Raw genomic sequence first — 22,951 nt, forward strand, 5'->3', positions numbered from 1 at the left:
GTCGAATCACAGCTTTTCACTGAAAGCAGACCTTGTCGAAGGTAGCTGGATAGTGTTTCTCGAAATTTTTGAGTTATTCAACTAGTTTTCAAAACAAAAACAAGTATTAAAATAAACTGTCTTCAAATCAATTTTTCAATTAGTTTTGTATAGCCAATTTTGTTCACAAACATTCTAGCGTTACTGAGTAATTGAGCTCTGACCTCCTCAAAAGGCACCGACCAAACGTCACTAAGAAGAGCTACCGTAATATCGAAATCCCAAGGCATGACAGAGCGACCATCTAATTGAGCAAAAGGACCATCGCTTTCAGGAAGAACTCTATCCCTCGGAAGTTTCGTGGCTAGTGCCTTTCCTGCAGCGGAACAAAAGGCCGCTGGACCGATACTGAACCAGCAACCCTGTCCAATAGCAGTTTTAAGCTCCGATGCCGTTCCCGTAAACCAATGCAGTACCGGAACTCCATGGTCAGGGAACAAACGGAGTAGTTCTAAAACGTCTGAAACCGCCTGCCTTGAATGGATACTAAGCGCCCGCCCACCCATTTGATGGCATCGCCTCACGGCCGCAGAGAAGACTTGCTTTTGCTTTAGGTAGCTAGCAGCATAACGTTTAGATCCATCCAAACCGATTTCACCAACAGCAATAGTGTCACCAATTTGAGCTGTCAGCAGCTCCAACTCATCAAAGCGATCACTTACTATCTCAGGGTGAAGGCCTGGACTTATCAACACCGTTTCATGCCGGCCAAGCACTGAGCTCGTAGCGCGAAAAGCCTTTGGACTTGTAGTTACTAACCATGTGAATGCATTGCGTCTCAGAGACTCTGCATATACTTCCTTTGCTTGTGGATAAAGATCTAGATGACAATGAAAGTCGATCAAAGCAATTGATCCTTAACAAGAACGGCTTCCAATTCAGTAAGACCCTGTTGCAGCACTCTGCGATATGCAGTGCGGTCATTAATAGATGCAAATGCCAAAGTACCACCAAGGAATCGATCCAATCCTCTTTGCTTAGCATCAAGCACAGCCAGAGCCATTGCCATTGGATCGTCAGGACCGCTGGACTTATTGCTGCCAACTACTGACGGAAAGCGATAGTTGGTTTGATCGGAGCCTGGTTTCCATGCTAGAAAAGCAGCTCGGCGGATAAGGCAAGGCACACAACGACCACAGTGTTGACGATTATAAGTCCTGAAACGTCCACAACTTGTGGAGCCTGATGCAAGTTCACTCAATCGGTTCTGGTCGAGGCAGCTCCGCATCATCTCCCCTTTTGTTTGGAAACGATAAGGCAATATCAGTTCGACGGATATACCAAGCTCACCTAGTACACTTTGAAGCATATCGATGAAAAGAGGATGAGTCGTGCGCGTACTCAGGCTCGAGACTCGGCCCGGTACCAATGGAGGATTAATACAAATAAACCCGTTTTCGGGAATATAGATTTGTGGCTTGGGCAGATTGATCTTCGTTGAAGCTAGTATTGCAAACGCATAAAATGCCAAGGAGCGAGCTCGAGTCGAAGGTTCGCGTGTTCCTTTAAAGCTGATACCGTGGCTCCATTGATAGTGAGATCCAGCACCAGCAAGTAGTTTTGCGTAGTTCCGTTGTAACTCCGAGTCTTTATGAGCAAGCTGAGACACAAACAGTGGATGTCTTTGCTCTGCAACCAAATTAATACCGCCAATCAGGCTGTCGAGCCCGCCTGATAACAAAGATACGCAATCATTCTGGAGATAGGCGCCATCCCCTTCAGGCGGTTCAACACCTGCATCATTAAAAATAAGAGTCCAATAATCGCCAGTTAAAACCTTCAGCATTTCCTCAAGACGCTGTCTAAGTGGAACCCACCGCCACGGTTCGCAAAGCCCAACGGTAAGCTGAATCGTGCGTGTCCATCCATCCGCACTAGTGTTTCTTGGGCTAGCCAAATCAGCACTGCAAACTGCCAAACAGAATTGAACGAAGTCCCACACCACTGGCGATGGCCGGAAACCCGAACGTTTTAATGACCCATGCCAGCGATTGGCAATTGCTCCGACGCCATCGCGACCTGCCGCCTTGAAATATGAAAACACTCGCTCTTCAGGCGTTAAAAATTGTGGGATATTCTCTGCTTTGGAGCACAGTACTTTATTCATTCGGCAAACACCTCTAACGCAGATTTAAGAACTGACTCGGCCAAACCATTTGGGTCTATCTGTCCGGATTGATTTTGTTCTATGACTACCCGAATCTCAGCCCAAACCCATTCCCTAATATCTGTCCGTCGTTCTTGGATTAATGCTGGATCATGCTCAAGTTTTTCGTATGTCTGCCCGAGCAGTAAATCAATTCGCTGACAAATTTGGATAGCAATAGTCCTTCCAATAACCTCAGCAATTTGTGAGTCCGTAAGAGCAAATATATCTACTCCAGGATACTTTTCGTAAAGTTTGGCTAACGCCTCCGCGCCAGCGTCTTGCAACGAATCCTCATCAATGCTGCCCGAGTCTGGATAAACTACCTTCAGGACTTCAAGTATCAAGTCGGAAGCAGAGAGATTGGCTGATCGACAATGTGCTACCCAATCTTTAACTATTTGGTCTGAACTCTCGCGAGCAGCAACTAGAAACTGACCAAGAGCCCCGGCTCCGCTGGCTGCATTCCTCATCGTAGAAGCCGCGCGACTTGCCCCCCCCATACCTTTTGAGATCATACTCTTAGTCGCATTTCGAAGATTGGAGCGACTACCATTTCCAAGGTATGAGCTCATTTGCGAACGAGCAGGACCAAAACGACGCTCAGGAGCTTGAACATTCTCAGGGCCCGGTGATTCATCATTGTCAGCGGGATCAACATTTCCATTCTGTTCAGAATCCGAATTGTTTCCGCTGCAGGATTCGCCTGATGCCAGTCCATCAGGAGAAAGCCATTCAGGATCGAAAGGAGAGCCTGAACGGCCGCCTCCGCTTGATGTTGAAGTCCCCATTAACGCTTCACCCCTAGATTTTCAATCGCTTTTTTGGTCGGTTTAGACAATTCGTTTAGATCCTTCCAACGTTCTAAAACTTCACGCGCCCATTGTTGAGCACCTAGCATTGGAACAATTCCAGGACCAACAAGCTTTAAAGGTGCTTGCTCCAGCAGACTGGCTGCCTTTTTCCCAAGCAATGGGAAGACTTTGCAGCACTCAATAAGCATCAAAATATCTTCGCTGCGTTTCCAGGTGCGAATTGTGGCACAGCTCTGCCAAGCCTTAATCATCGCCAGTTCAGTCTGATCAGGTCCAACTTTTTTCATTAGGTCTATAAGGGATTGATGTCCACTTGTTGCAGTCTTCAAAGCGTCACGAAGCTTTCTTGAATCTGGGTTCAGATTGTCATCGCCGAAGTCGCGAGTGCCAGAGTCGCGGCTCAGGTGCAATAGTGGTCGAAGATCCTCGGTGCCGAGTGCAGGTGGTAACTGGAGCCACTGCCTTGTAAAATTATTATTGCTAAACTCTGCTGGCAAACCTCCTTGGCAAGCGGCTGCTGTCTCAGCATCAGCAAGGATCTGTACTCGACCGTCGTTGTCCGAATGCACTTGGCCAGCAATAACTTCTGCCAGTGATTCGTCACAACGCTCTAAAAGGTGCCATTTTGCCAACGCAGCAATATCCAGCTTAATACCCTGCGGTGCGGAAAGGGCTTCACGCAGATAAACTGTGTTTAAGAAGCGTTTCATGAGACGTGGGTTTGCGTTGACCGCAGACGAGCCATGGAGAAGTGAGGCTAATCCTTCTGCAAGGTTCATTAAGCTCTGTAGAGTTTCGTTTGTTCCAACCAGTTCATAGAGAAATACTTGATTAATTGTCTCGCCTTTCCAACTATTTCGCAGTCTCTCAGGAATAAGCTTTAGTGCATTTTGGAACTGGTGATGAGTTAGCGTTCCGGCCTTTGTTTCTCGTTCTAGTAGGAGTAGCACAAGATACGCTTTTGCCTCATTGAGGCCAAGCCGCGGAACATGAAGTGGCACCTGAATCAGCTTATCAAAGTAGTTTGTAGCAACGTCGCTCGAGATGCCTGCACCATCGAAATGGACTTTTACAGCGGCTTTTATGAAGTCGTTATCAGCTGCAACGACGAATGCACTTCGGCGAATGAATAACAAGAGGCGAATAGATTCGAGCGTTGAAATTGCAGTTTGAGGAAGGCATCGATCCAAGTCGTCAACAAAAATTACCAAGGTAATTTCGAGTTCGGCAAGAAGTTCTTCAAGAGTGTCCCGGAAAGCTTGGATATGCGAGGGCATCGAAAACGGTTCGCTCGGTTTCAACAAACCATTGACAGCGGAACCAATAACCTCAGAATCTACTGATACCTCGCTCAATTTTTCAGTCGAGGAAAAGAAGCCCAATATGCTATTAAATGTTTTACCAAGAACTCCGATTGGAATCCCGGTAGACAATGTTAATGCCGCCTCACCACTCAGTTGGGCAATTCGAAGCAGGTTGATGCGGCGCCATAGTTCAGTGACCTTGTCCTGAATGGTCTGATTCTCTTTAGAAAGTCGAACAATCTCATCCCCCACAATCTGAAGCAATGCACTGCGAGCGGATTCAAAGTCTTGGTAAAGCCACGGATTGAAAGTGAGGACAACAAACTTGTTGGGGGATTTCCCGCCTTTATCTATTTCGGGGAGGGCTTTAAGGCGGGCTGCAATCATCTTCACCAAAGACGATTTTCCAGCACCCCATCCACCAGAAACACCAATAGAAATCGGCTCTCCATCAGCACGGCTCAGCATGCTTGCACATGCATCAGCCACTACGCCGAAATTAAGGTAATCAATAGCTGTTTCGTTATCATGCCACATAACTTTAAATCCATTTTATAAGTTGTGCGGCAAAAGAAATTTCATTGCCACATAAGTTCAACTTCAAGATAACTGAATAAGAATTGTGTTTCAATTAGGAACGTAACTGTGACTAGTAGTGTCGCGAGTACCGATAAACACAAAATTAAAAATAATCAACAAATATTAACAACATATAAATTGGCATGCTTAATTTGGCCTTAACTTCAGAAAATTAAAGCGGTCTAGTCAAAGGATACTGGCGATATACTCTTTGCTATTTTGTCGTTTGTCCTTCTAGGATCACCCAGATGACAGCTATGGATTTCATGAATGTAAGGGGTCGTACAGTACTCCAAAGTGTTATCCACTAAATCGAGTAACGGGATAATAGTCTTCCTAGCTATTTGGTTTTTATACCATTGCTGGAAAACATCATTACCTATTTTTAAGTCTTTGTAGGGGATAAAACACATCACTGCACCGTTTACGCTGCGGTGTATTGCAAGGGTGTAAACATTGAAAGATATATATTCACAGACTGCTTGATCTATCGTCACATCATCTGAGTCTGAAAGCTTCGGGGCATGCAGTTTTCCAGCAGTGGCAAACATGCAATAATTGTCTAGAAGATTGGCAAGCTCCTCTGAATTCAGAGAATACTTGGTTACAACAGCATGTCGTGTATAGCTTCGTTTCTGATTTTTAATTTGGTGAAGAACCATAGCTGCATGGTGAGATCCACCTGACTGTACCCCCACAAACCTATTTAGCCACTCAAAATAATTGATGGTAATAGGCCTGCTCTTCGAAAAACCCTCGCGATTCTCTATATACCAAATGTTTTGCTCCCAATCGCTATCATCTAAGCCCGAAAGGTTATCCGAAGGGTACATAGCTTGGCCCCAAGATGCTGCATCCGCGAACCAACTACCGTTAATTCTTGCTGGGTAAAGTGAAGGACCAAAACTTTTTGAGTGTGAAAGACTACTTATATTCGAGAAATCAAAGTTCGGTATTTCGTATTTCTCAGTAACAACCAATTTTTTCAATGCTTCTGCCAGATCATTTGGTAAATAAGGTGGGTATGAACGATGAAGTTCATAGTGCCAGTCAAATAGCAATCCTGCATCGACGCTGGGTTTGTAGAATTTAGGTGGCGTTAACTGTAACGTATTCAAATTGTCTGATTGTAGATATGGAGTTCTGTTATATAGCCAACGAATTATTTTGTGGTGCCATTTTATCTTATTCTTCCCTGCTTCTATTTTCATATATAACTATCCTGTGTTTAGTTGTAGTAGCTCACTCAATTTGGCCACCCGATCCGAGCTAATTTTCTGAGTTCTCGAAAAAACGAATGTTCTTAACTAGGGAAAAGCAGAGGTTCGTTTTTTAGAGAGCCAGAGCTAAACAGCCGTTATTCGCTCATAGCACTTTGTGGAGCTGCCAACAATTTCTCAAGCTATTCTGATGTATTTACTAAAGCAGTGTTTTTTCATACAAGCTGGACAGAGCGATCTGTATTTCCAGATATTCTACTGCACCATCATGAGCTCCCGAACTAATAAGTCTTTTCTTGTGAAATAGGCGACTAATCCTGGACTTAAGAAAAACGTCCTGATAAAAACGTTCGCCGTCAGCAGATTTAAATTCTAATCTGACATCCATTAGCCCTAAGTCTACAGGCAGTTTCTGTACAATGTCTTCGATGACTCGAAATGATTGCTTAACAAAATTCTCGTGATCCGACAAAGTTATATGTGGCGACTTTTGACACCAAAACTCGCTTAAAGTCAAACTGGAACCATCGGGATGACAACGGACATAGGTGTGCATTCCGCTATGCTTATCCAATAAGTCACCTTTTGAGAAAACGCTTCTGGTATTTATTTTGAATCGAACAAATTCATTTAATTGTTCACTTAAAGTATCTCTAAAACGAAAATTAGAGTATTCCGCCCAGTTGTTGATAGCCAAATGAATATCGACATCAGTGTCGTCAGCATAGTCATGCCATTCGCTGTAGTTGAGCGAGATGAGGTGATCTTGGAAATGCGTTGGCAAATCGATGCAGTCTTGCAAGCTCAGAGCTAAAAGTTGCTTACTGCAATTAGATAATGTGTTTCTGTCAAACTTACTTAGGCTAATACATTCATCTATTTTTTTCAGAAGATTAAATAGCTCTCGCCCGCCCTCCCTCTGTCGAATTGTTGCATTGAGTTGACGCTCAAACTGATACCATGTTGGTATACCAAACTTACTGGCAATTAATTTTTTTGCATTATCTGTAGTGACAGAACATTCTCGGCAAATTTTTTCTGTCATCTGAGCTAAATGCTCAAGTGGTTTATCTAAATCTGCAATTTCGTTGATCGTATTTTTGGACATGAGTTCACCCTTTTTGTTAGCCGCTGTGTCCTGCAACAACGGGCTAGAAAGAGTAAACCATACACTTGGTGGGTTACTTCAGGACCAGATTTAGGCTAACAGAGCGAAATCAAATGTCAATATCTGAAATGATCGATGTTGAAAATTGTCTTAAGTCCCCTGCCAAATTGCAATTTTCAGAAATTCACCTGATTTATTTCGTCTTTCTGCAAGTTGGGAAACATCACTGACTACGATGCAGTGGCACACTAAATCTGTGCCGCCTTGTTAGATGATCTGTGATATGCGGAGTTCTTGAAATACAGAACAGCCGTAAATAAGGTAAAGCAGAGATTCGTTTCTTGCGTGAACGCCTGATCTGGACGACTGCATCATGCTCATAGCTGACGAACAAGTAACTGGGTGATTGCTGTAACGGGTGGCTATTTGAAAGTGCAATCGGCAGTAAATAGCCTCTGAGCGTGGTGGTAAATTTGGATGACACTTTGCAATAAAAAGCCCCGGCTGTCTGCGCTATAGCCAGGGCTTGAGAGATATTAACGATTCCTGCCCATCCAACCAGTTAGTTCAACCCAGCCAGTCCCGGTAACCGGATATAAGATACCGCCGTACACGCCTGCCCTTCACTGCAAAATATCAGCTTTTGCCAGGGCATCAGGCACAGGTTGTGGCCCAGTAGCGCAATCACATCCAGTGCCCCGCTGCTGCTGCCGGTAATATCCGACCCAATCAGCCATTCGTAACAGCCGTTTTCGTGTAAGTACAGGCTCCAACCCGCCGCATGGTTGCCATAAATGGCGGTTTTACAAATCACCTTGGGCAGAGTTTTATCAACCCCATGCCAGCTCGCCAGCCGGGCCGGGTCGAGCAGTACGATTTCGTTGTTACTTTTGCCGGAAAAGGCCGGCACCGGTATTAAAGTTTGCATCTCTGGCCTCCTCTGGCTCACGAATCCAACCGCGGATTTTTCCAGCTTTCGCTGGTGACCATCCGGCAGAACTGCATCACTGGATGGTCGCCATGGTCTAACCCAAGTGGCTCATAGCTTCTGAGTAAATACCAACAGACATCAAGTAACAGCTGGTCACCAAAAAACAGCTGCACTTCTTCGTAAAAACCGGGCTCGATGTAGTGTTGCAGGATGCCTTCAATACCAAAATATAGGTACTGATAACCGCTGACCTCGCAAATCACCCGGCCAGTGTCACCATACTCCCGGGTCAGGCTGTACCCCAGTAACAGAGACGCTGGAATGCAGCCCATATGGGCGAGCTTTTGGCAAAAAGCCTGCTCAGTCAGCGTATTTAGCCGCTGCAAGCCACGCTGCCCAAGCCTGGTGTATGGATAAAAAAAGCGCGGGTGCTTGCGGGGCACATTGCGAAGCTGCATTGCCTCCCAGCCATGGTCAGCGGTAACAAAATTGCCCAACCAAACCTGAAAAATACCGAAAAAACCATGTTGTTCGTTCATTGCAGCTCTCCTGCCGGAATATCGTGGTTGAGTAACCAGCGCACAAAATCACGCTGCAGTTGTTTAAAATCGACTTCCTGCAAGCAGCTGACACAGCAAACTTGTTGCCGGACCCAGTTCAGCACCAACTCGGTATTATCCTGCTTAGTCAGCGGGGTAATAACCGTGGCTAGTTGCCGGCCATGTGGGTCAATAAACAGGGTGGTCATCAGGTAACCTGCCAACTGCTGTACCTGCCGGTGCAGCCTTTGCTGCAATACTTGCTGTTTAAATGCCGGTGTTTGTTCAACCTGGATCATCACTGCGCCCCTCCGCTAAAACGTTTGAATAACCGGTCTGCCGCTGAGCCATCCTGACGGGTCAGGTTTGGCACATACCGGCTGTACACCCGAAACAACATTTCGGTAGTGGTATGCCCCATTTGCCGGGCTATCCACTCAGGGTTTTCCCCCGCCGCCAGCCATAAAGTGGCGGTGGTATGCCTGGTTTGATAAGGCGTGCGCGGGCGCAAATCACAGGCTTGCAGCGTCGGGTACCAGACGCGCTGTGTCATGTTGCGGTGGCTAAACGGCGTGTCGTTACGGGTGGCAAAGACAAACTTATTGCCACCGGTCTGCTCGAGCTGGCGACGAAGCGCCTGATACACCGGCTCGGACATACCAATCTCACGCTGGCTGCCATCATTTTTGGTGTACTCGAAACGCCCTTTCACCCAGGTTTCACGCACCAAAATCCGCCGGTTATCAAAATCAACATAACGCCATTGCAGCCCGTCAATCTCAGCAGTACGCATCCCTGTGAAAAACCGCACTATGTAGTAGCTGCGGAACTTGGCGTCGACATGCGCAAGGAAGAGTTCCACTTCTTCCAGCGTCATGGGGTCGACATCCGACTTCGGGGTTTTCAGTGGTTTTAAACGCTCAGGCGCAGTAAACTGATAGCGATCGGCGGCTTCATTGAGGATCATAAAAAGAACTTTTATGTTCCGGTTGATATAACCAGCTGACAGCCCTTGTCCATCTTCGCGACGTACTTTGCCGAGTGAGGCGCGAAACTGGAGAATGTCTGCTTTCGTGATGCTGCTGATCAACTTATTGCCAAAGTACGGCTTGATGCGATTGGCAACCAAAACGCCCATCGTTTCCTGATAAGAACGCCGCCAGCTCACCGCCATTTCATCAAGCCAAATATCCGCAAACTCGGAAAACTTCGGCTCTTTACCCGCCGCGTTTACAGCCAATTGCTGCACGGCCATTTTTTCAAACTTGCTGACCAGCTTGCTGTTTGGGAAGTAGTTGCGATAAACAAAGGTCCCAAGCAGGATCTCCGCTTCAATTTTCTGCATCAGCTTCGCCAGCGTTTTGCGGTTCGCCGGTGTATCCGGCAGCGCTGTTTGCTCGCGGCAGCGCACACCTTGATAAGTGAAATCAAGCAGTAAATTCGGCGAACCGGAACGAACTCTGATACTACCCATGAGCACGTCCTCCATTAGCCATCGGGATCAACATTGCAGGGATCGCTTTGGCCATATCCCGCTCGATTGCATCCCAAATAAACAGTATTTTCCGGCCGCCAAAAGGCCGGATGTAGTGCACGCCCTCCATCAACACCTTGTCTTTCAGGGTTTCACGAATGGTTCGCACGTCGTACTTAATCAATGACGCCAATTCTTCGGTCGTCAGATAGGTAGCCGTTGTTGCCATGGTATAAACTCCTCGATTGAGTTATCCTAAATAACAGAATCACATTTAAAGAGTTAAAATGTCATTCCAAATGCAATTTAGCATCGCAAAATGACATTTGCAACAGTTTTTTGCCATCTAAGATGGCATTTTGTCGTTTGAGGTGAATTTTGATTAGATGCCACTTAGCTAAACTGATGGGCGAGCACAAGCTGAAAATCGTCGATGTCGCGCGGGAGACCGGACTGAATCGCAATACGATCACGCTGTTATACAAAGAGACCGCTCAGCGGGTGGACTTTGAAACTATGGATAAACTCTGCGAGCTGTTTAACTGTCGAGTTGAGGATTTGTTTGAAAAGGTTTGAGCGCCAGACCGCTGACGATAGTTGTTTGTATCTCTCCTAATGGTCTGGCGGATAGCTGCCAAGCTAATCTGACCTTCAGCTCTGCGTGAGTAGTGATAGGCCAAAAAACGACTGTCAGCTTTGCCTTATTTGCGGACATTCGATTTCTCGAGAACTAGGGCATGTGATGCTCCTGTTCAGGCGCGGCGGCGCGTTAGCGCCGACGTCGTATGGAACCAGTTGTTAGTTTTTTTGCTTGTTATCTTGATCTCGTGGTTCGACCAAGAATCGCTCGGTGTTCTCAAGAACACGTACCCAATGTTCGGCAGCTTTGCGCTGAAACTCCAATTCATCAACATGACCTTGAGGAACATAAAACTTGTCTAGATCTGTTTGCTTAAGTTGCGAGTAATTCAGTTCTTCCGCCATTGCTGTCAGGAGCTCAAGCCAAGTATGCCCTCTCTCCTCTCCCGGAGGTTGCCCAAGAAGCGAATAGTACTTGTGCCAAAGGCCCCTCACTCGCTGCGAGTCGGAGTAAACGACATCTATTGTATTTAAGGCGCTAGCCATAACCGGAGAGATCTTTAAGCCCTTTCTCTCTCCCATTAGGGTTATGAATAGTTGTTGTTTAGCCGCATTTTTCTCTCTTCTCGCTTGAAACCAAAGAGTGAATAGCACACCTGCTAGTGGGCCTAGAAATATCGCTAGCCCGGTTATCCAAAGCTGAAGGTTCGCGATTTGTACTTGCGCTTCTGCAAGTTCTTGTGGGCTCATATTTTGTTAACCTTTTTTGTAAAACTAACATTCACAACAGGGATCGCAAATCGTACCTGTTTGTAATTGTTAAAGTTTTGTAGCTGAATCCCATATTGCATTGTAACTATCCAGTTTATCGGGAACGATATCTGGTGGAGACGGTACCAAGTATGTAGGCTTGGCTTTTGCGGCATCTTTAATTGATTGGCCAATTAACCAGCAAACGTAACCATCAATAAATATGACGCGGTCATGCAGTTTGTTACTCTTCCGAACATCTAAGACATTACCATACTGAGCATTATATTTGTCTTTGGCTGGAAGCAGACTGTTTGCATTGTTATAAGTAAGCAAACGAATTGTCACTTCGCTCTGTCGGGAGTTTAAGTAATGCTCAAAAACAGAGCTGTCGAGATAAGGATCTACAATGAAAATCGATTTTTCGGCACTTTGAACGACTTTGTTTAATGATTTGAAGAAGTCGTACACATCGCCAGCACCAAACTCTTTTTGAGTTTTCGCAGGAACCCTAAGTTCTAGGTCTGCTATTGCTCGATGAATAATTGCATAAATCGTTCCTATATTCATTTCTCGTGTATGTATCGAGGTCAAATTTTGTGATGATATTTGAAGCATAATCGCGTCAGAGCTGCTCCACCGAGCGATTAGAGCGTGCGCTTGGCCTAACCATGTATGATGCTCTCTAGAGGTAGGTGTGTACTCTTTTAGGTTTGGCTCTCTTTCAAGTAGAGCCCTCAAATGCGCTAAGACTATTTCTGGTTCCATGCTGTAATTTCCTTTGAGAACTCTAACGCCGTATTCAGCCGCTTGTCCGTTACAATGCCTTGTCAACTTATCTTTGTATAATGTCTATCAAACTCTTTTTGGATGTTCGGGTTATAAAATGTTTTTTTCCCGCCACTTGGATTCTTTGGGTTTAGAAGCCGCTCGTACGCAAATTTCTTTTCTCCTTCCAGTTTTTTTCTGATTCTGTGATATTTTTGGTTCATTTTGAAATCAGAATATCGCTTGGACAAGCGTGTACTAAGGATATCGTAATCCCATGGATACTTATCAGTTAAATCCTCTTCCAATAGATAAACTGCGGTGGCACCTGGGTCATTAGTGATCTGAACAGGTAAACCAGACGTGCTCTTTACTTTCTGGAATTTAACATCAATTCTCAGAGTCAAGTTGTAATCGCCAACATCTCCGTTGCCATCATACCCCTCTTCAGATTTTTTTATGTACTCTAGAACTTTACGTTCATTGGAGTTCAATGAAACGCCAGGTGCTTCATTGAAGTTTCGAAAGAAAGACAGAGGCATTAAGTAAAAATTATATCCTGATAGGACATCACCAAACCAATTAGATACAAGGTGAAGGTAGTTTTGCAGTGATGCACTACCTAGCTCTTGAATCTTCAGAGCCAAGAGCAAGTCATCATTCACAAAATGTATTGAATTATCCCTAATTTCAGTAAGCGCAACCAAATTGTCATATACCGCTTTATCTATCTTAACGCCATAATCATCGGTAGCGACTCTATAGGCTTCAAAGAGATTAATTGAAAGAGGGTTCCCAGATCTATTGGTCTTTGGCCTCTTTACGTTAGACCTATTTCCGCTTTTTAGTGTCCTGTACTCCATTGCGTACAGCGAAGCAACTTTATTACTGGCCAAGTTAAGTACTTTTGCTTTTAACAGCAACTCCCAAGAGTTAATGCACAAAACAGAGAAAGTCTCCTCTCGATATTTGAAGTCGGGTTTATTGTATATCTCAATTGCGGACAGTATTGCCGCGATAGATTTTTCAAGCATTAATCGAGATCGTGACTTCATGAAGCTCCCTCGGGTAAGTTAATGCCGCGATCTTCGGAAAATTTGGTGTGCTGCGTAAAATTTGTCCGAGAGCAGCGCTTTATAAAATTTCACTTCTTAACGATTTCCGGCCGCATATCTATAGCAGTAGTGTAAATTGTATGTTCATTCATCATCTGCAGCTTTTTAAAATGCTTTCCGTAATCTCTTTCTCGAGCATCAAATACAACAAGATAACCAAGTTTTGTGGATTTATTGATTTGATAGTGGATGATCTGACTCTCCCCTGAAAGTGCATAAGTTGAGCTATATCCATAGCCACACATCTTTAATTCAATTACAATTTTTAAACCACCGGGCAATAATACGTATAAATCAATAAAACCTGCACCAGCTCTAGGCTCTTGAAGGATTTCAATCTCACCTTTGCCAAATTTTCCATTTAGAAAAGTAATTAGCATCTGTTTTGATAATTCTTCAGGATTTTTAACCCACTTGTACTTTCCTGACTCTTTATCCATCTCCCAAAAATGCATTCTTGAATCTGAACTTATAGATTTAGAAAACTCTTCCAAGGCATAATAAAATTGTTCGGCAGTTACCGTCTTTTTAGTAACAATGCTTGCTTCCTCATTAGCATTTATATCCGAGTCATGGAGAGACTCTAAGCATAAAGATATATAGTCACCAATTCCTTCTGTAGACGGGTCTGATTTTTTAAAATACTTAAGTGCTAGCTGGTAGTTACTATTCTCATAGAGGCAACGAGCATAAGCAAAACATATTCCAGGGAGTTCACCTACTAGAGCCATTCTTTCCCTAATGAATATTTCAGCCTCTTCCCAACGCTTTTCGCAGAACAACATTGAAGCGCAATTTTGTGCGGATGAATGATAAAATTTATTAATAGATAACGATTTTTTGTAATATATAAAAGCATCATCAACTAGCCCTTCAACACGATACTTTTCAGCTATAGCAAAGAAAATTAGACCTAGCATTTCCTTGTCATTATGATACTCAATCTCTTTTCTAGACCTATCAAGTAATTCCAATGATTCCTCTAAACTGAGAGTGCTGTTTGTTGATTGATACAGCAGGGCAGCTGACAATATAGAGCTATCGCCTGATGAAATAATTTTATTTAATAAATCCTCATTAATAACTCCAGATCTCGATATTATATCGCCTATTTCACATCTTAAAAAAAAGTTATCGTCATCTATTTTCTCAGCCAGAATCACAGACTCTGCTTTTAATTCTCTTGATTTGTCTTCCTCTCCATTGGCAGCTGCGAGAATCTCTGCCAAGACAAGACTTGCATGAAGTTCAATCTCATTACCAATCAGTCCTCGTCTCAAAATACAAGACTCTTCGGCAAAAGGGAGCGCCTCCGTGACTCGCCCTATTCTTTGTAAGTACGCTGCTTTTTTATGTTTTAACGAAGCCAATAATTCTCTATCTATTAATTTTTCCGACTCGAATAAATCAATACACCTATCGATCAATTGGATCGCCAATTTAGGGTTGTCCGCTGACTCAATATCCGAGACTCTGATCAGGTTTTTAACCGCTTCATCTCTTGATCCAGCTTCTAAATGTTTATCAGCAGCCTTTTCTGCATATCTAATTTCATCTTGTACGTTTTCAGCGATTTTAGATAATCCTTGGTAGGCCCACGCAATGGTTCCTGAATCACTATCACTAGATGAAATTACTTGTTTGTATATGAGCGATGCTTTATTTATAAGGCCATTAATAGCAGCAATATTGGCCTTTTCCAACAGTAAATTCTGAACAAGAATAGGATCTAACTCCTCTTCATATTCATGAAGTAGACTTTCTATATCATTAAGAGATTTTTCTCTTTTACCTAAATGTGAAGAAAGTCCAATCAAAAATATTAGATAATCTTTTCTAGAGTCTCTACTAATTTTTGATACATCCATGCTTCTCAATCGATCGAGCACTTCAACATTAGCTGAAAACTGTAACTTCCACCTATTTTCGTCAAATATATCATAGGCTTTTTGGTAATCGTCCTGTGCTATTGAATTACCAAACAGATACATCCAATCAGAAGATAAATTGCCTAAAGAACGTGTGATCGACTCTGCAATCTTCCTTCCAATGTCCTGAGCGTTTTCAGCATCGCTATCAGACGCTCCAATCATTCTTTGGTTTCTTAAATCAATTTCAAAAGAAACTCTAGTAACATATTTTTCAGTCATATATTAATTTCGTTATATTTGATGGCGGTTGAAACTTAATAATTTAATTACAACTAATAGCCACGCTCTTAAGCTGGGGCAGCCATTTTGAGTTTTTTAATATCCTGCAGCGCTTGCGAAAAAATCAATCGCTATCAATGCTTTACCGGCAACCACATTGTGGCGACAATAACAAAGCAGGTTCAAACCCTCCAAGCAATTACAGCATATATGTAACATCTTTGTATTCGTCGGATCGAGCACTACAAACTGGCCAGCAAGTCAAAATAGACATGGATAGCGCTCGGATTTTTAGCCTTTGGACAATGTGGGACCATCTCGAAAATTTCGAGAGCCACTACAGTTGCGGTCTCAGCAAGGTCCGCTTTCAGTGAAAAGCAACGATTCGGCAGTATCAATTGTACTCGTCGGCCAATTGAAAAGACCCATCCCCCAAATATCACTCAAGATCTTCATCATCCAAAGTATCAATAACTTGCTCGGCATCCATCTCGATCTGGTGCCGGGTCCACTCAGCTGCAACTGCAGGATCTGCTGCTATCCGTTTTTCGATTTCCAGTGTTTCCCGGTATTCAGCGGCTTCGGCTTGTAAAGTCCAGGCTGCTTCGTGGCCGCGTTCTTCGATGTGAGATTTAATGTCGCTGATGCTCAGGCGGAAGAATTCTTTACGTGGGTTCACTTTATTTAACTGGGCACGCAGGAAGTAACGATGCAGGTCGCGCTCCAGTGCCGGGGCATCCTCGCTCCAAATCATCGCGTGCACATCAAACGGGAATGGAACGCTAGCATCACCGAGCTCTTTAACCCGATCTAATGGTTCCAAGCGGCGTGTCATACCGACTTTATAAACATTTTCGCCAAAGGAACCGAGATTCGAAATAATGTACACATGGCCAGTTTTGGTTTGCTGAGCCATCGACAGTGCGCGCTGATTTTTCGTTTCGGCATCAATCAGTTTTTGCTGCAAATCAGCTAGCTTCGCTTCAAATTCGGCCCGTTGGTCTTCACTGGCTTTTTCCAGTTGCGCCTGCATTTTTTCTAACGCTTTTTGGATAGCCGCTTCTTCTTTTGCTGTATCTTTGATGGCACGTTCGTATTCACGCCTGGCCTTTTCTTCTTCACGGATTTGTTCACGGATCCGCCGTTGTTCTTCTTTTTCTTGTTCACGAATAAGGTTCACAGCGGTTAACCAATGCAGTTCATCAACACGGGATTTTAGGTATTCTTCAGTGATACGTGCATTGCGAAATGCTTTGCCGTTATGGTTGACCAAAGCAAAAGCATCGCGAATTTCTGCTTCCAGTTTGCCGAAGTTGTCGGTTTTTGAGCGGGACAAAATGGAGTCCACCTTGCCGTTAAACGCATCGGTCACAAAGTTAATGGCCGTTTCAGCACGGTTTTTCTCAACGTAGTCACAAGCTGCCGCGCGTGCAGAAGTAACCATCAGTTTGGTGCGCTCGCGAGCGCGCTTAAGCTCCTGCCCTGCATCCTTAAAGGCATACATCTCTGCGAGCTCATCTAACAGACCATAAGTTGGCTTCAGATGCGCGTCACCATAACCTTTTACGGTGTTTTTCAGCGCCTCTATAACAGCTTCTAACCGGTCAGCCTCTTTCAATGCGCGATAAGCATCACCAGCAATGTCCTCAGCATTTTGCTGAGCTTTGCTGATAATAGCTGCTGCCTGAGTATTGGCTTCATCAATGGTTGCCTGCAGTTTTTCCCGCTTTGCTTTGGCATCGGCGTTGGTTTCACGCCTAAGCGTTTCGGCGTAAATATTGGCTTTTTCGGTGATGAGGCCAGCCTCACGATTGGCATCTGCCATGAGCTTGCGAACCCGCTCTTTCGCTTCTTCGTCGTTGCGGGCGATGATCCCAGTAAGACGTTCGAGTTCCAGAGTTGTATCGCGAATATGGCTGAAACGGCTTAGTGATTGGATCTCAGCAGCGAGCTGTTCGTTTCTGGTCTCAAGCTCGCTGATGATTTGGCGTGCTTGGTTGGCACTGGTTGTTTGTTCCTGAATAACTCGCTGCAGTTCTTCACTTTCTGCAGTCAGTGCCGCAACCTGTTTTGTTAGCTTAGAATTCCATTTGAACATCGCCCGGAGGATCAAAACAAAACCGATGCAAAGACCGATGATCACCAAAACGCCAAACTGCGCATTATCCATTGCAAACTCCTTTTTGTATTTTTGTACCTTTTTATGCAATTTTTGTCTATTGGTACAAGCATGTAAATCGGAACTTTTCAGCCTTTAGCAAAGATGTCAGGGTCGAGAGCGCATGATTGCATCTGTCGAATTAGCAGCGATTTGTTAATGCGGATGCATCTCGCAAAAGGTCAACAGTCAGAGCGAGGCAAAGGTCAAAATATTTAGATGATTCAACGTTGGTAGGTTTAGATTTGGCACATTCACGGCACATTTAAGGCACAATAAATAAAAAAACCACTTGAGTTGCCTCTAAGTGGTTGATTTATATGGCGCACCCGTCAGGATTCGAACCTGAGACCTCTGCCTCCGGAGGGCAGCGCTCTATCCAGCTGAGCTACGGGTGCGCGACGGTGGGCATTGTATTGTGCCTGTTGGCGCTTGTCCAGCCGCAAAATCGTTGGTTTTTCGGCTTTATTAAAATTTATCAATCGATTAGCCAAAATTTGAACAACCGCCGATATATCCGTGTGACAAGCACCGGCAGCGCCGCTTCACGCCGCGAGGCGGAAGCGGTTGATCATGGCCTGTAACTGCTCGGCCAGTTTTGCCAGTTCGGCGGCAGTGACGGCGGTCTCTTCGGCACCGGAACTGGTGTGCTGCGAGATGTCGCTGATACGGGTGATATTTTCGTTAATCTGCTCGGCGACAGTGCTTTGCTCTTCGGCCGCTGAGGCGATTTGCACCGTTTTGTCGTTGATTGCTGCCACGCCGTGCACTACGTCTGCCAGCAGTTCGCCGGTGGTCTGGATCACCGCGGCGCCCCGGTCGGCTTGCTGCAAGCTTTGCTGCATCGCCTGATTGGCTGCTGCCGCGCCTTGCTGCAGCGTCTCAATCATCTTTTGGATATCTACCGTCGATTGCTGGGTGCGCTGCGCTAAATGGCGCACTTCGTCGGCGACTACGGCAAAACCACGGCCTTGTTCGCCGGCGCGGGCGGCTTCGATAGCGGCGTTTAGCGCCAGCAGATTGGTTTGGTCGGCAATACCGCGGATCACGTCCAGTACCTGAGTAATCGTCTGGCTGTGTTCATTCAGCGCCAGAATCTCCTGGCTGGTATGCTGCACTTGCCCGCGTAGTTGTTGGATCAGCGTGATAGTCTGGCTGAGCTGTTGCTGGCCCTGACCGGCTTTTTGCTGCACTTCCTGCGCCTGCTCGGCGGCGGCCGCCGTGCTGAGTGCCACATCATGCACAGTTGCGCTCATTTCATGCATCGCAGTGGCGGCCATTTCAGTGTCTTGCTGCTGCTGAGCGACGCCAGCGCTGGTTTCGCGCGTCACAGCTGAAGCTTGTTCGGCAGCAGTCGCCACCTGCTGCGTAGCAAAGTAAATCTCCCGCATCACCTGTTGGAGCTCTTCGGCGAGCTGGTTCATGCCGGCAGCGATTTGGCCAAATTCGTCCTGGCCCTGATACTGGCTGCGCGCCGTCAGGTCGCGGCCAGTGAGCTGTTGCATCAGCCTGCGGATTTGCCGCATCGCCTGCTGAATATTGCGGTGAATAGCCAGACTGAAACCGGCGACTACCAACACGGCCAGTAACAGCAAAATAGCCGCCTGCAACAGACTGCCCCGGGCGGCTGCTTGCTGCGAGGCGGCGGCGTCGCCAATTTGCTGCATCAGTTGCTGCTGGCGGCTGATCAACATCGCCATCCGTTTGCTGGCGACGCTGAACCAGTTCGCAGCATCCTGACCAAACTTTTGTCCGCTGGCGCTTTGCAGCACCAGTGGCTGCAATGCCAGATATTCGGCACTGTCGGCTTGCTGCAATAAGGCTTTGTCGTCGGCACTTTGTTGTAGGCGGCTGCTGAAGACCAAAAATGCGCCCTGATTCTGCGCGATCCGGCTAATGAGTGCTGGCTCCGCCTGGTCCTGGCTAAAGGCCAGGCTTACCATCGCCCGTTCACGGCCAGCCCGCTCAATCAGTTCAATCCAGTCATTTAACGTTGCCAGCTGGCGTGCCAGCGTCAGATCGGTCAGCGTTTGTACCACAGCGTCATTGCGCTGCAGTAACTGGCTGATGTGTTTGGTATAAGCGGCAGCCGCAGCCGTCGCGTCCAGGTTGAAACTATCAATCTGGACGCGCAGGCCCGGCAATGCCTGCATCAGATCATTGAGTTCAGCGCGCTGCAGGCCAGTCAGTGCAGCCAGCCGCTCGTCGCTGCCATTGCGGGCTTTTTTTACTTCAGCGCCAAATCGCGCGCCTTTGCTGCTGATAAAAATCCCGCTGCTGCCACGTTCAACCTGCAGGGCATTCACCAGCTGGCCCAGCAGCAGATGGTCGCTGATCGCCGCACGCACCTGCACGGCATTTTGATATTGCTGCCACTGCGCCAATAAACTCTGGGTGGCAAACCACAGTAGTAAAACGGAAGGGAAAAACAATAATAACAATAGCTTGCGATGCATCGGCAGGTTTTGCAGCAGGTGTTTCATCAGTGCTCCTTACTGAATGATGGCGCCAGGCCGGATAAACAGGCCGGTTTTTCTTCGCCAGTATATGTGTTACCAAAACACCTACAGCTGAGATTTATTCACCTGTAAAAGGTCGAGCGTGCTGCATTCGCAAACATCGCGACATTGGTTATAGTGGAGCAAGTCCAATGACCACGGGCGCTTCCCTGATGCACTGCCAAACCTTTTATTTCCGGCTTTTTATCTGGTTTTGCCTCGGTCTGCCTGCAGCCGCAAAGGCCAGCACCGCGCCTGAACTCATCTGGCTAACCGAGCACGCACCGAATCAGGCGTTGCAGGTGCTGGATATCAATGAAACGACCTTTCGGCTGCTGGAATCACAGTTACCGGGGGTTAAAATCAGCCGACAGCAAGCGACGACCGCACAGGCGGCGAAACTGCTGCAACACAGGCCTAATGTTTGTGTAGGCAACAAGCTAGCGTCGCCGGATCGGCGCAGCTGGGGGATGATCAGCCATCAGCCGCAGGTGATTTTTCCGGGGCTCAGGCTTTATGTGCTGCAATCATCCGGGCTCAGATCCTGGCTGGCGCAGCTAAGCAGCGGCAAACCACTCAGCCTGCAGCGGGTACTGTCGGCGCATCAACGTTTTAAACTCGGTTTCAACACAGATCGCAGTTATGGCAACCAACTCGACTCTTTGCTGAAACAAGCCGCTAATCAGCGCAATTTATTCTCCCGTAGCGGGCCGGATAACGCCGGCGGTTTGCTGCAGATGTTTAGCCTGGGCCGGATTGACCTGCTGATTGAGTACCCCAATGTGGTCGAACATTATCTGGCGCAGTTGCCAAAGCCACCTGCCGTGCAAAGTTTTGCGCTGCAGGAATCGCCCGCGCTGTTGCCTGGCCACATCATCTGTTCAGACACACCGCAAGGCCGGTTGCTACTGACCAGCCTCGACCAGACCATCAGCAAAGTCAGCCAGCAGCAGGCGTATCTGGATGCGCATTTACACTGGTTTGCGCCGGCGCTTCACGCTGAGCTGACAGCCCTGTACAATCAGACGTATGGCACAAATTTCTAATATAACCGGAGCCTGATAATGAAACAGTTCAATATGTTGTGCAGAGCAGCGCTGCTTGGCCTTGCGGTGTTTGCCGCGCCACTGGCTTTAGCAGCAGATAAAATCTGGATAGATGTGCGCAGCGCTGAAGAATTTCAGGCTGGCCATTTAAAAGATGCGCTGAATATTCCGCATACCGAAATTGCAGCGAAAATTAGCGCTGTGACGCAGGACAAAAATGCTGAGATCCAGCTGTATTGCCGCTCCGGCCGGCGCTCTGGCCTCGCCGAAGCGGAGTTGAAAAAGCTGGGGTTTACCAATGTACATAACGCCGGCGGTTATGAGGCGCTAAAAGCAGCGGCAGAAAAAGCGGAAAACCGGATTAAATAGCCGGTTTACTGCAAAAACTGCAGGCTTTGCTCGATAGTTTCGGCGCTTAAATTGTCGGTGATAAATACCAGCTTACAGCGCCGGTCGGCGTCCGGCCATTCGGTCAAAAGACCAGCCGGATGCAGCAGATGTTGCACCGCGTGCACCACCAGCGGGCCAGGAAAACCCACGACATTAAGAATTGCTTTGAGGCGCAATAACTGCGGCCCCAATTCCGGCATTAAGGCGTCCAGCCACTGGTCGATTTGCGCCGCAGTGACCGGATGTTCCAATACATAACAATAAGCGCGGATACGGTCGTTGTGGCGGTTCACATCCACCGGCTCGGAGCTCGTTTGCTCAGCCCGCAACAAGCCTTGTTTACCGCTAACCGGCGCAAAGCTGAGCTTATCTGTCGGCAGCCAGCTGTGCAGCGGTGCCGTCGATTGCACCGGCTCAGCATGGTCCAGCGCTAAAATCTCATCAACCCGGGTTTGGCCCTGCAGCACCCGCTCAACCGGCGCTGTGGGGTTCAGTGCCGCCATCGCTTCGCGCGTAGCGGCTTGTTGGGCATCAGTGGCAAGGTCGGTTTTGCTCAGCAGCAATAAATCCGCCACCGCCACCTGTTTTTGCGCTTCGGGATGGGTCGCCAAAGTACCCGCGCCATTGACCGCATCGACCACAGTGACAGTGCCTTGCACCCGGTAGCTGTCATACAGTTTTGGCGTATTGCTGATGATTTGCAGAATCGGTGTCGGTTCTGCCAAACCTGTGGTTTCAATCACCACCCGGTCAAACTGGCGCACGCCGTTGCGGGAAAAACGCCAGGTGGCATCACTTAAGGTTTTGGCCAAATCACCGCGAATAGTGCAGCAGATACAACCGCTCGACAGCTCGACAATTTGCTCATCGCTGCTTTTACTGACCAACAGATGGTCCAGGCTGGTTTCACCAAATTCGTTGATGATAACCAAAGTGCGGCTGAACTCCGGTAACTGCACCAGCTGATTTAACAAGGTGGTTTTGCCACTGCCTAAAAAACCAGTTAATAAAATCAGCGGGATACGTTCATGGCGCATAAAAACTCCAGGGCAGCGGCAAGCAAATTCGCGTGATAATATCACAAAACACTAAGAGTACTGCCCTGCCCCGTGCAGCAATTTTTTTGCTCAGGTTCAGCTATTTTTGTTATTGATAACTATTCGCATTTAGTTATACTGCAGTTATCGCTGTTTTCGGAGCAATACCGGATGAAACTTCGCAAAAAAATCGCGCCACTCAGCACAGTCGCGCTGATCACCACTTTTCTGCTGGTCAATCAGCATTGCCAGTGGTTTCCGACTCAGGTCGTCAGCGGCTGAGTGCTGCTGCACAAGCATTACAC

At 46.7% G+C, this 22,951-nt stretch carries 21 protein-coding genes and 1 tRNA gene; 3 read left to right on the top strand and 19 right to left on the bottom strand.

Annotated elements, in window-relative coordinates:
• Window positions 1-122: 122 nt before the first annotated feature.
• The 11 genes from qatD to Q399_RS0113665 all read right to left on the bottom strand — a co-directional run bounded on the left by qatD (window position 123) and on the right by Q399_RS0113665 (window position 10,384).
• Window positions 123-884, bottom strand: coding sequence for a Qat anti-phage system TatD family nuclease QatD (gene qatD, locus Q399_RS0113615; protein WP_037046134.1), 762 nt, complete (start codon window positions 882-884; stop codon window positions 123-125).
• Window positions 881-2,146 carry a Qat anti-phage system QueC-like protein QatC gene (gene qatC, locus Q399_RS0113620; protein WP_031569315.1) on the bottom strand — a complete coding sequence of 422 codons (1,266 nt, stop codon included), beginning with the start codon at window positions 2,144-2,146 and terminating at the stop codon, window positions 881-883. Before qatC ends, qatD begins: the two co-directional genes overlap by 4 nt.
• Entirely contained in the window at window positions 2,143-2,976 is an 834-nt protein-coding gene (locus Q399_RS0113625; RefSeq protein WP_031569317.1) for a hypothetical protein, read from the bottom strand. The genes qatC and Q399_RS0113625 overlap by 4 nt, the downstream gene beginning before the upstream one ends.
• Complete coding sequence (locus Q399_RS0113630; RefSeq protein ID WP_031569319.1) at window positions 2,976-4,841, bottom strand: KAP family P-loop NTPase fold protein; 1,866 nt, start codon at window positions 4,839-4,841, stop codon at window positions 2,976-2,978. Before Q399_RS0113630 ends, Q399_RS0113625 begins: the two co-directional genes overlap by 1 nt.
• 224 nt (window positions 4,842-5,065) lie before the next feature.
• Window positions 5,066-6,094 (bottom strand): DUF6685 family protein, encoded by a 1,029-nt coding sequence (locus tag Q399_RS0113635; RefSeq protein WP_051685992.1) that lies wholly within the window; start codon window positions 6,092-6,094, stop codon window positions 5,066-5,068.
• Window positions 6,095-6,302: 208 nt separating this feature from the next.
• Entirely contained in the window at window positions 6,303-7,211 is a 909-nt protein-coding gene (locus Q399_RS0113640; protein ID WP_031569323.1) for a hypothetical protein, read from the bottom strand.
• 562 nt (window positions 7,212-7,773) lie between these two features.
• Window positions 7,774-8,139 carry a hypothetical protein gene (locus Q399_RS0113645; protein ID WP_031569325.1) on the bottom strand — a complete coding sequence of 122 codons (366 nt, stop codon included), beginning with the start codon at window positions 8,137-8,139 and terminating at the stop codon, window positions 7,774-7,776.
• A 17-nt stretch (window positions 8,140-8,156) separates the two neighbouring features.
• A complete protein-coding gene (locus Q399_RS0113650) occupies window positions 8,157-8,681 on the bottom strand; it encodes a hypothetical protein (RefSeq protein WP_031569327.1) in 525 nt (174 codons plus the stop codon).
• Window positions 8,678-8,980 carry a hypothetical protein gene (locus Q399_RS0113655; protein WP_031569329.1) on the bottom strand — a complete coding sequence of 101 codons (303 nt, stop codon included), beginning with the start codon at window positions 8,978-8,980 and terminating at the stop codon, window positions 8,678-8,680. The genes Q399_RS0113650 and Q399_RS0113655 overlap by 4 nt, the downstream gene beginning before the upstream one ends.
• Window positions 8,980-10,155, bottom strand: a complete 1,176-nt coding sequence (locus tag Q399_RS0113660; protein WP_031569331.1) for a site-specific integrase — start codon at window positions 10,153-10,155, stop codon at window positions 8,980-8,982. Before Q399_RS0113660 ends, Q399_RS0113655 begins: the two co-directional genes overlap by 1 nt.
• Window positions 10,148-10,384 carry a hypothetical protein gene (locus Q399_RS0113665; protein WP_031569332.1) on the bottom strand — a complete coding sequence of 79 codons (237 nt, stop codon included), beginning with the start codon at window positions 10,382-10,384 and terminating at the stop codon, window positions 10,148-10,150. Before Q399_RS0113665 ends, Q399_RS0113660 begins: the two co-directional genes overlap by 8 nt.
• Before the next feature lie 149 nt (window positions 10,385-10,533).
• Here Q399_RS0113665 and Q399_RS0113670 point away from each other — a divergent pair, with 149 nt between their 5' ends.
• The gene (locus tag Q399_RS0113670) at window positions 10,534-10,731 is read left to right on the top strand and encodes a helix-turn-helix domain-containing protein (protein WP_031569333.1); all 198 of its coding nucleotides are present in this window, start codon (window positions 10,534-10,536) and stop codon (window positions 10,729-10,731) included.
• A 222-nt stretch (window positions 10,732-10,953) separates the two neighbouring features.
• Here Q399_RS0113670 and Q399_RS0113675 read toward each other — a convergent pair whose 3' ends face one another.
• The 7 genes from Q399_RS0113675 to Q399_RS0113710 all read right to left on the bottom strand — a co-directional run bounded on the left by Q399_RS0113675 (window position 10,954) and on the right by Q399_RS0113710 (window position 20,158).
• A complete protein-coding gene (locus Q399_RS0113675; RefSeq protein WP_031569336.1) occupies window positions 10,954-11,484 on the bottom strand; it encodes a DUF6680 family protein in 531 nt (176 codons plus the stop codon).
• Window positions 11,485-11,553: 69 nt separating this feature from the next.
• On the bottom strand, window positions 11,554-12,252 hold the full coding sequence (locus Q399_RS0113680) for a phospholipase D-like domain-containing protein (RefSeq protein WP_031569337.1): 699 nt from the start codon (window positions 12,250-12,252) through the stop codon (window positions 11,554-11,556).
• Between the two features lie 62 nt (window positions 12,253-12,314).
• A complete protein-coding gene (locus Q399_RS0113685) occupies window positions 12,315-13,307 on the bottom strand; it encodes a DUF3644 domain-containing protein (RefSeq protein WP_031569339.1) in 993 nt (330 codons plus the stop codon).
• Between the two features lie 89 nt (window positions 13,308-13,396).
• Window positions 13,397-15,517 carry a tetratricopeptide repeat protein gene (locus Q399_RS0113690; protein ID WP_157836310.1) on the bottom strand — a complete coding sequence of 707 codons (2,121 nt, stop codon included), beginning with the start codon at window positions 15,515-15,517 and terminating at the stop codon, window positions 13,397-13,399.
• Window positions 15,518-15,956: 439 nt separating this feature from the next.
• Complete coding sequence (locus Q399_RS0113695; protein WP_084164327.1) at window positions 15,957-17,687, bottom strand: SNIPE associated domain-containing protein; 1,731 nt, start codon at window positions 17,685-17,687, stop codon at window positions 15,957-15,959.
• 309 nt (window positions 17,688-17,996) lie between these two features.
• Window positions 17,997-18,073, bottom strand: a tRNA-Arg gene (locus tag Q399_RS0113700).
• Window positions 18,074-18,220: 147 nt separating this feature from the next.
• Entirely contained in the window at window positions 18,221-20,158 is a 1,938-nt protein-coding gene (locus Q399_RS0113710) for a methyl-accepting chemotaxis protein (protein ID WP_031569347.1), read from the bottom strand.
• Between the two features lie 167 nt (window positions 20,159-20,325).
• Here Q399_RS0113710 and Q399_RS0113715 point away from each other — a divergent pair, with 167 nt between their 5' ends.
• Both Q399_RS0113715 and Q399_RS21175 read left to right on the top strand, forming a co-directional pair.
• Window positions 20,326-21,219 carry a hypothetical protein gene (locus Q399_RS0113715; protein WP_031569348.1) on the top strand — a complete coding sequence of 298 codons (894 nt, stop codon included), beginning with the start codon at window positions 20,326-20,328 and terminating at the stop codon, window positions 21,217-21,219.
• Window positions 21,220-21,237: 18 nt separating this feature from the next.
• Complete coding sequence (locus Q399_RS21175; RefSeq protein WP_084164328.1) at window positions 21,238-21,588, top strand: rhodanese-like domain-containing protein; 351 nt, start codon at window positions 21,238-21,240, stop codon at window positions 21,586-21,588.
• A 5-nt stretch (window positions 21,589-21,593) separates the two neighbouring features.
• On the opposite strand, the gene Q399_RS0113725 is transcribed toward Q399_RS21175, so the two are convergent.
• Window positions 21,594-22,646: a CobW family GTP-binding protein gene (locus Q399_RS0113725; RefSeq protein ID WP_031569352.1), complete on the bottom strand. Its 1,053-nt coding sequence runs from the start codon at window positions 22,644-22,646 to the stop codon at window positions 21,594-21,596.
• Window positions 22,647-22,951: the final 305 nt, after the last annotated feature.

The organism is Rheinheimera texasensis DSM 17496 (genome assembly GCF_000711985.1).
GTDB lineage: Bacteria > Pseudomonadota > Gammaproteobacteria > Enterobacterales > Alteromonadaceae > Pararheinheimera > Pararheinheimera texasensis.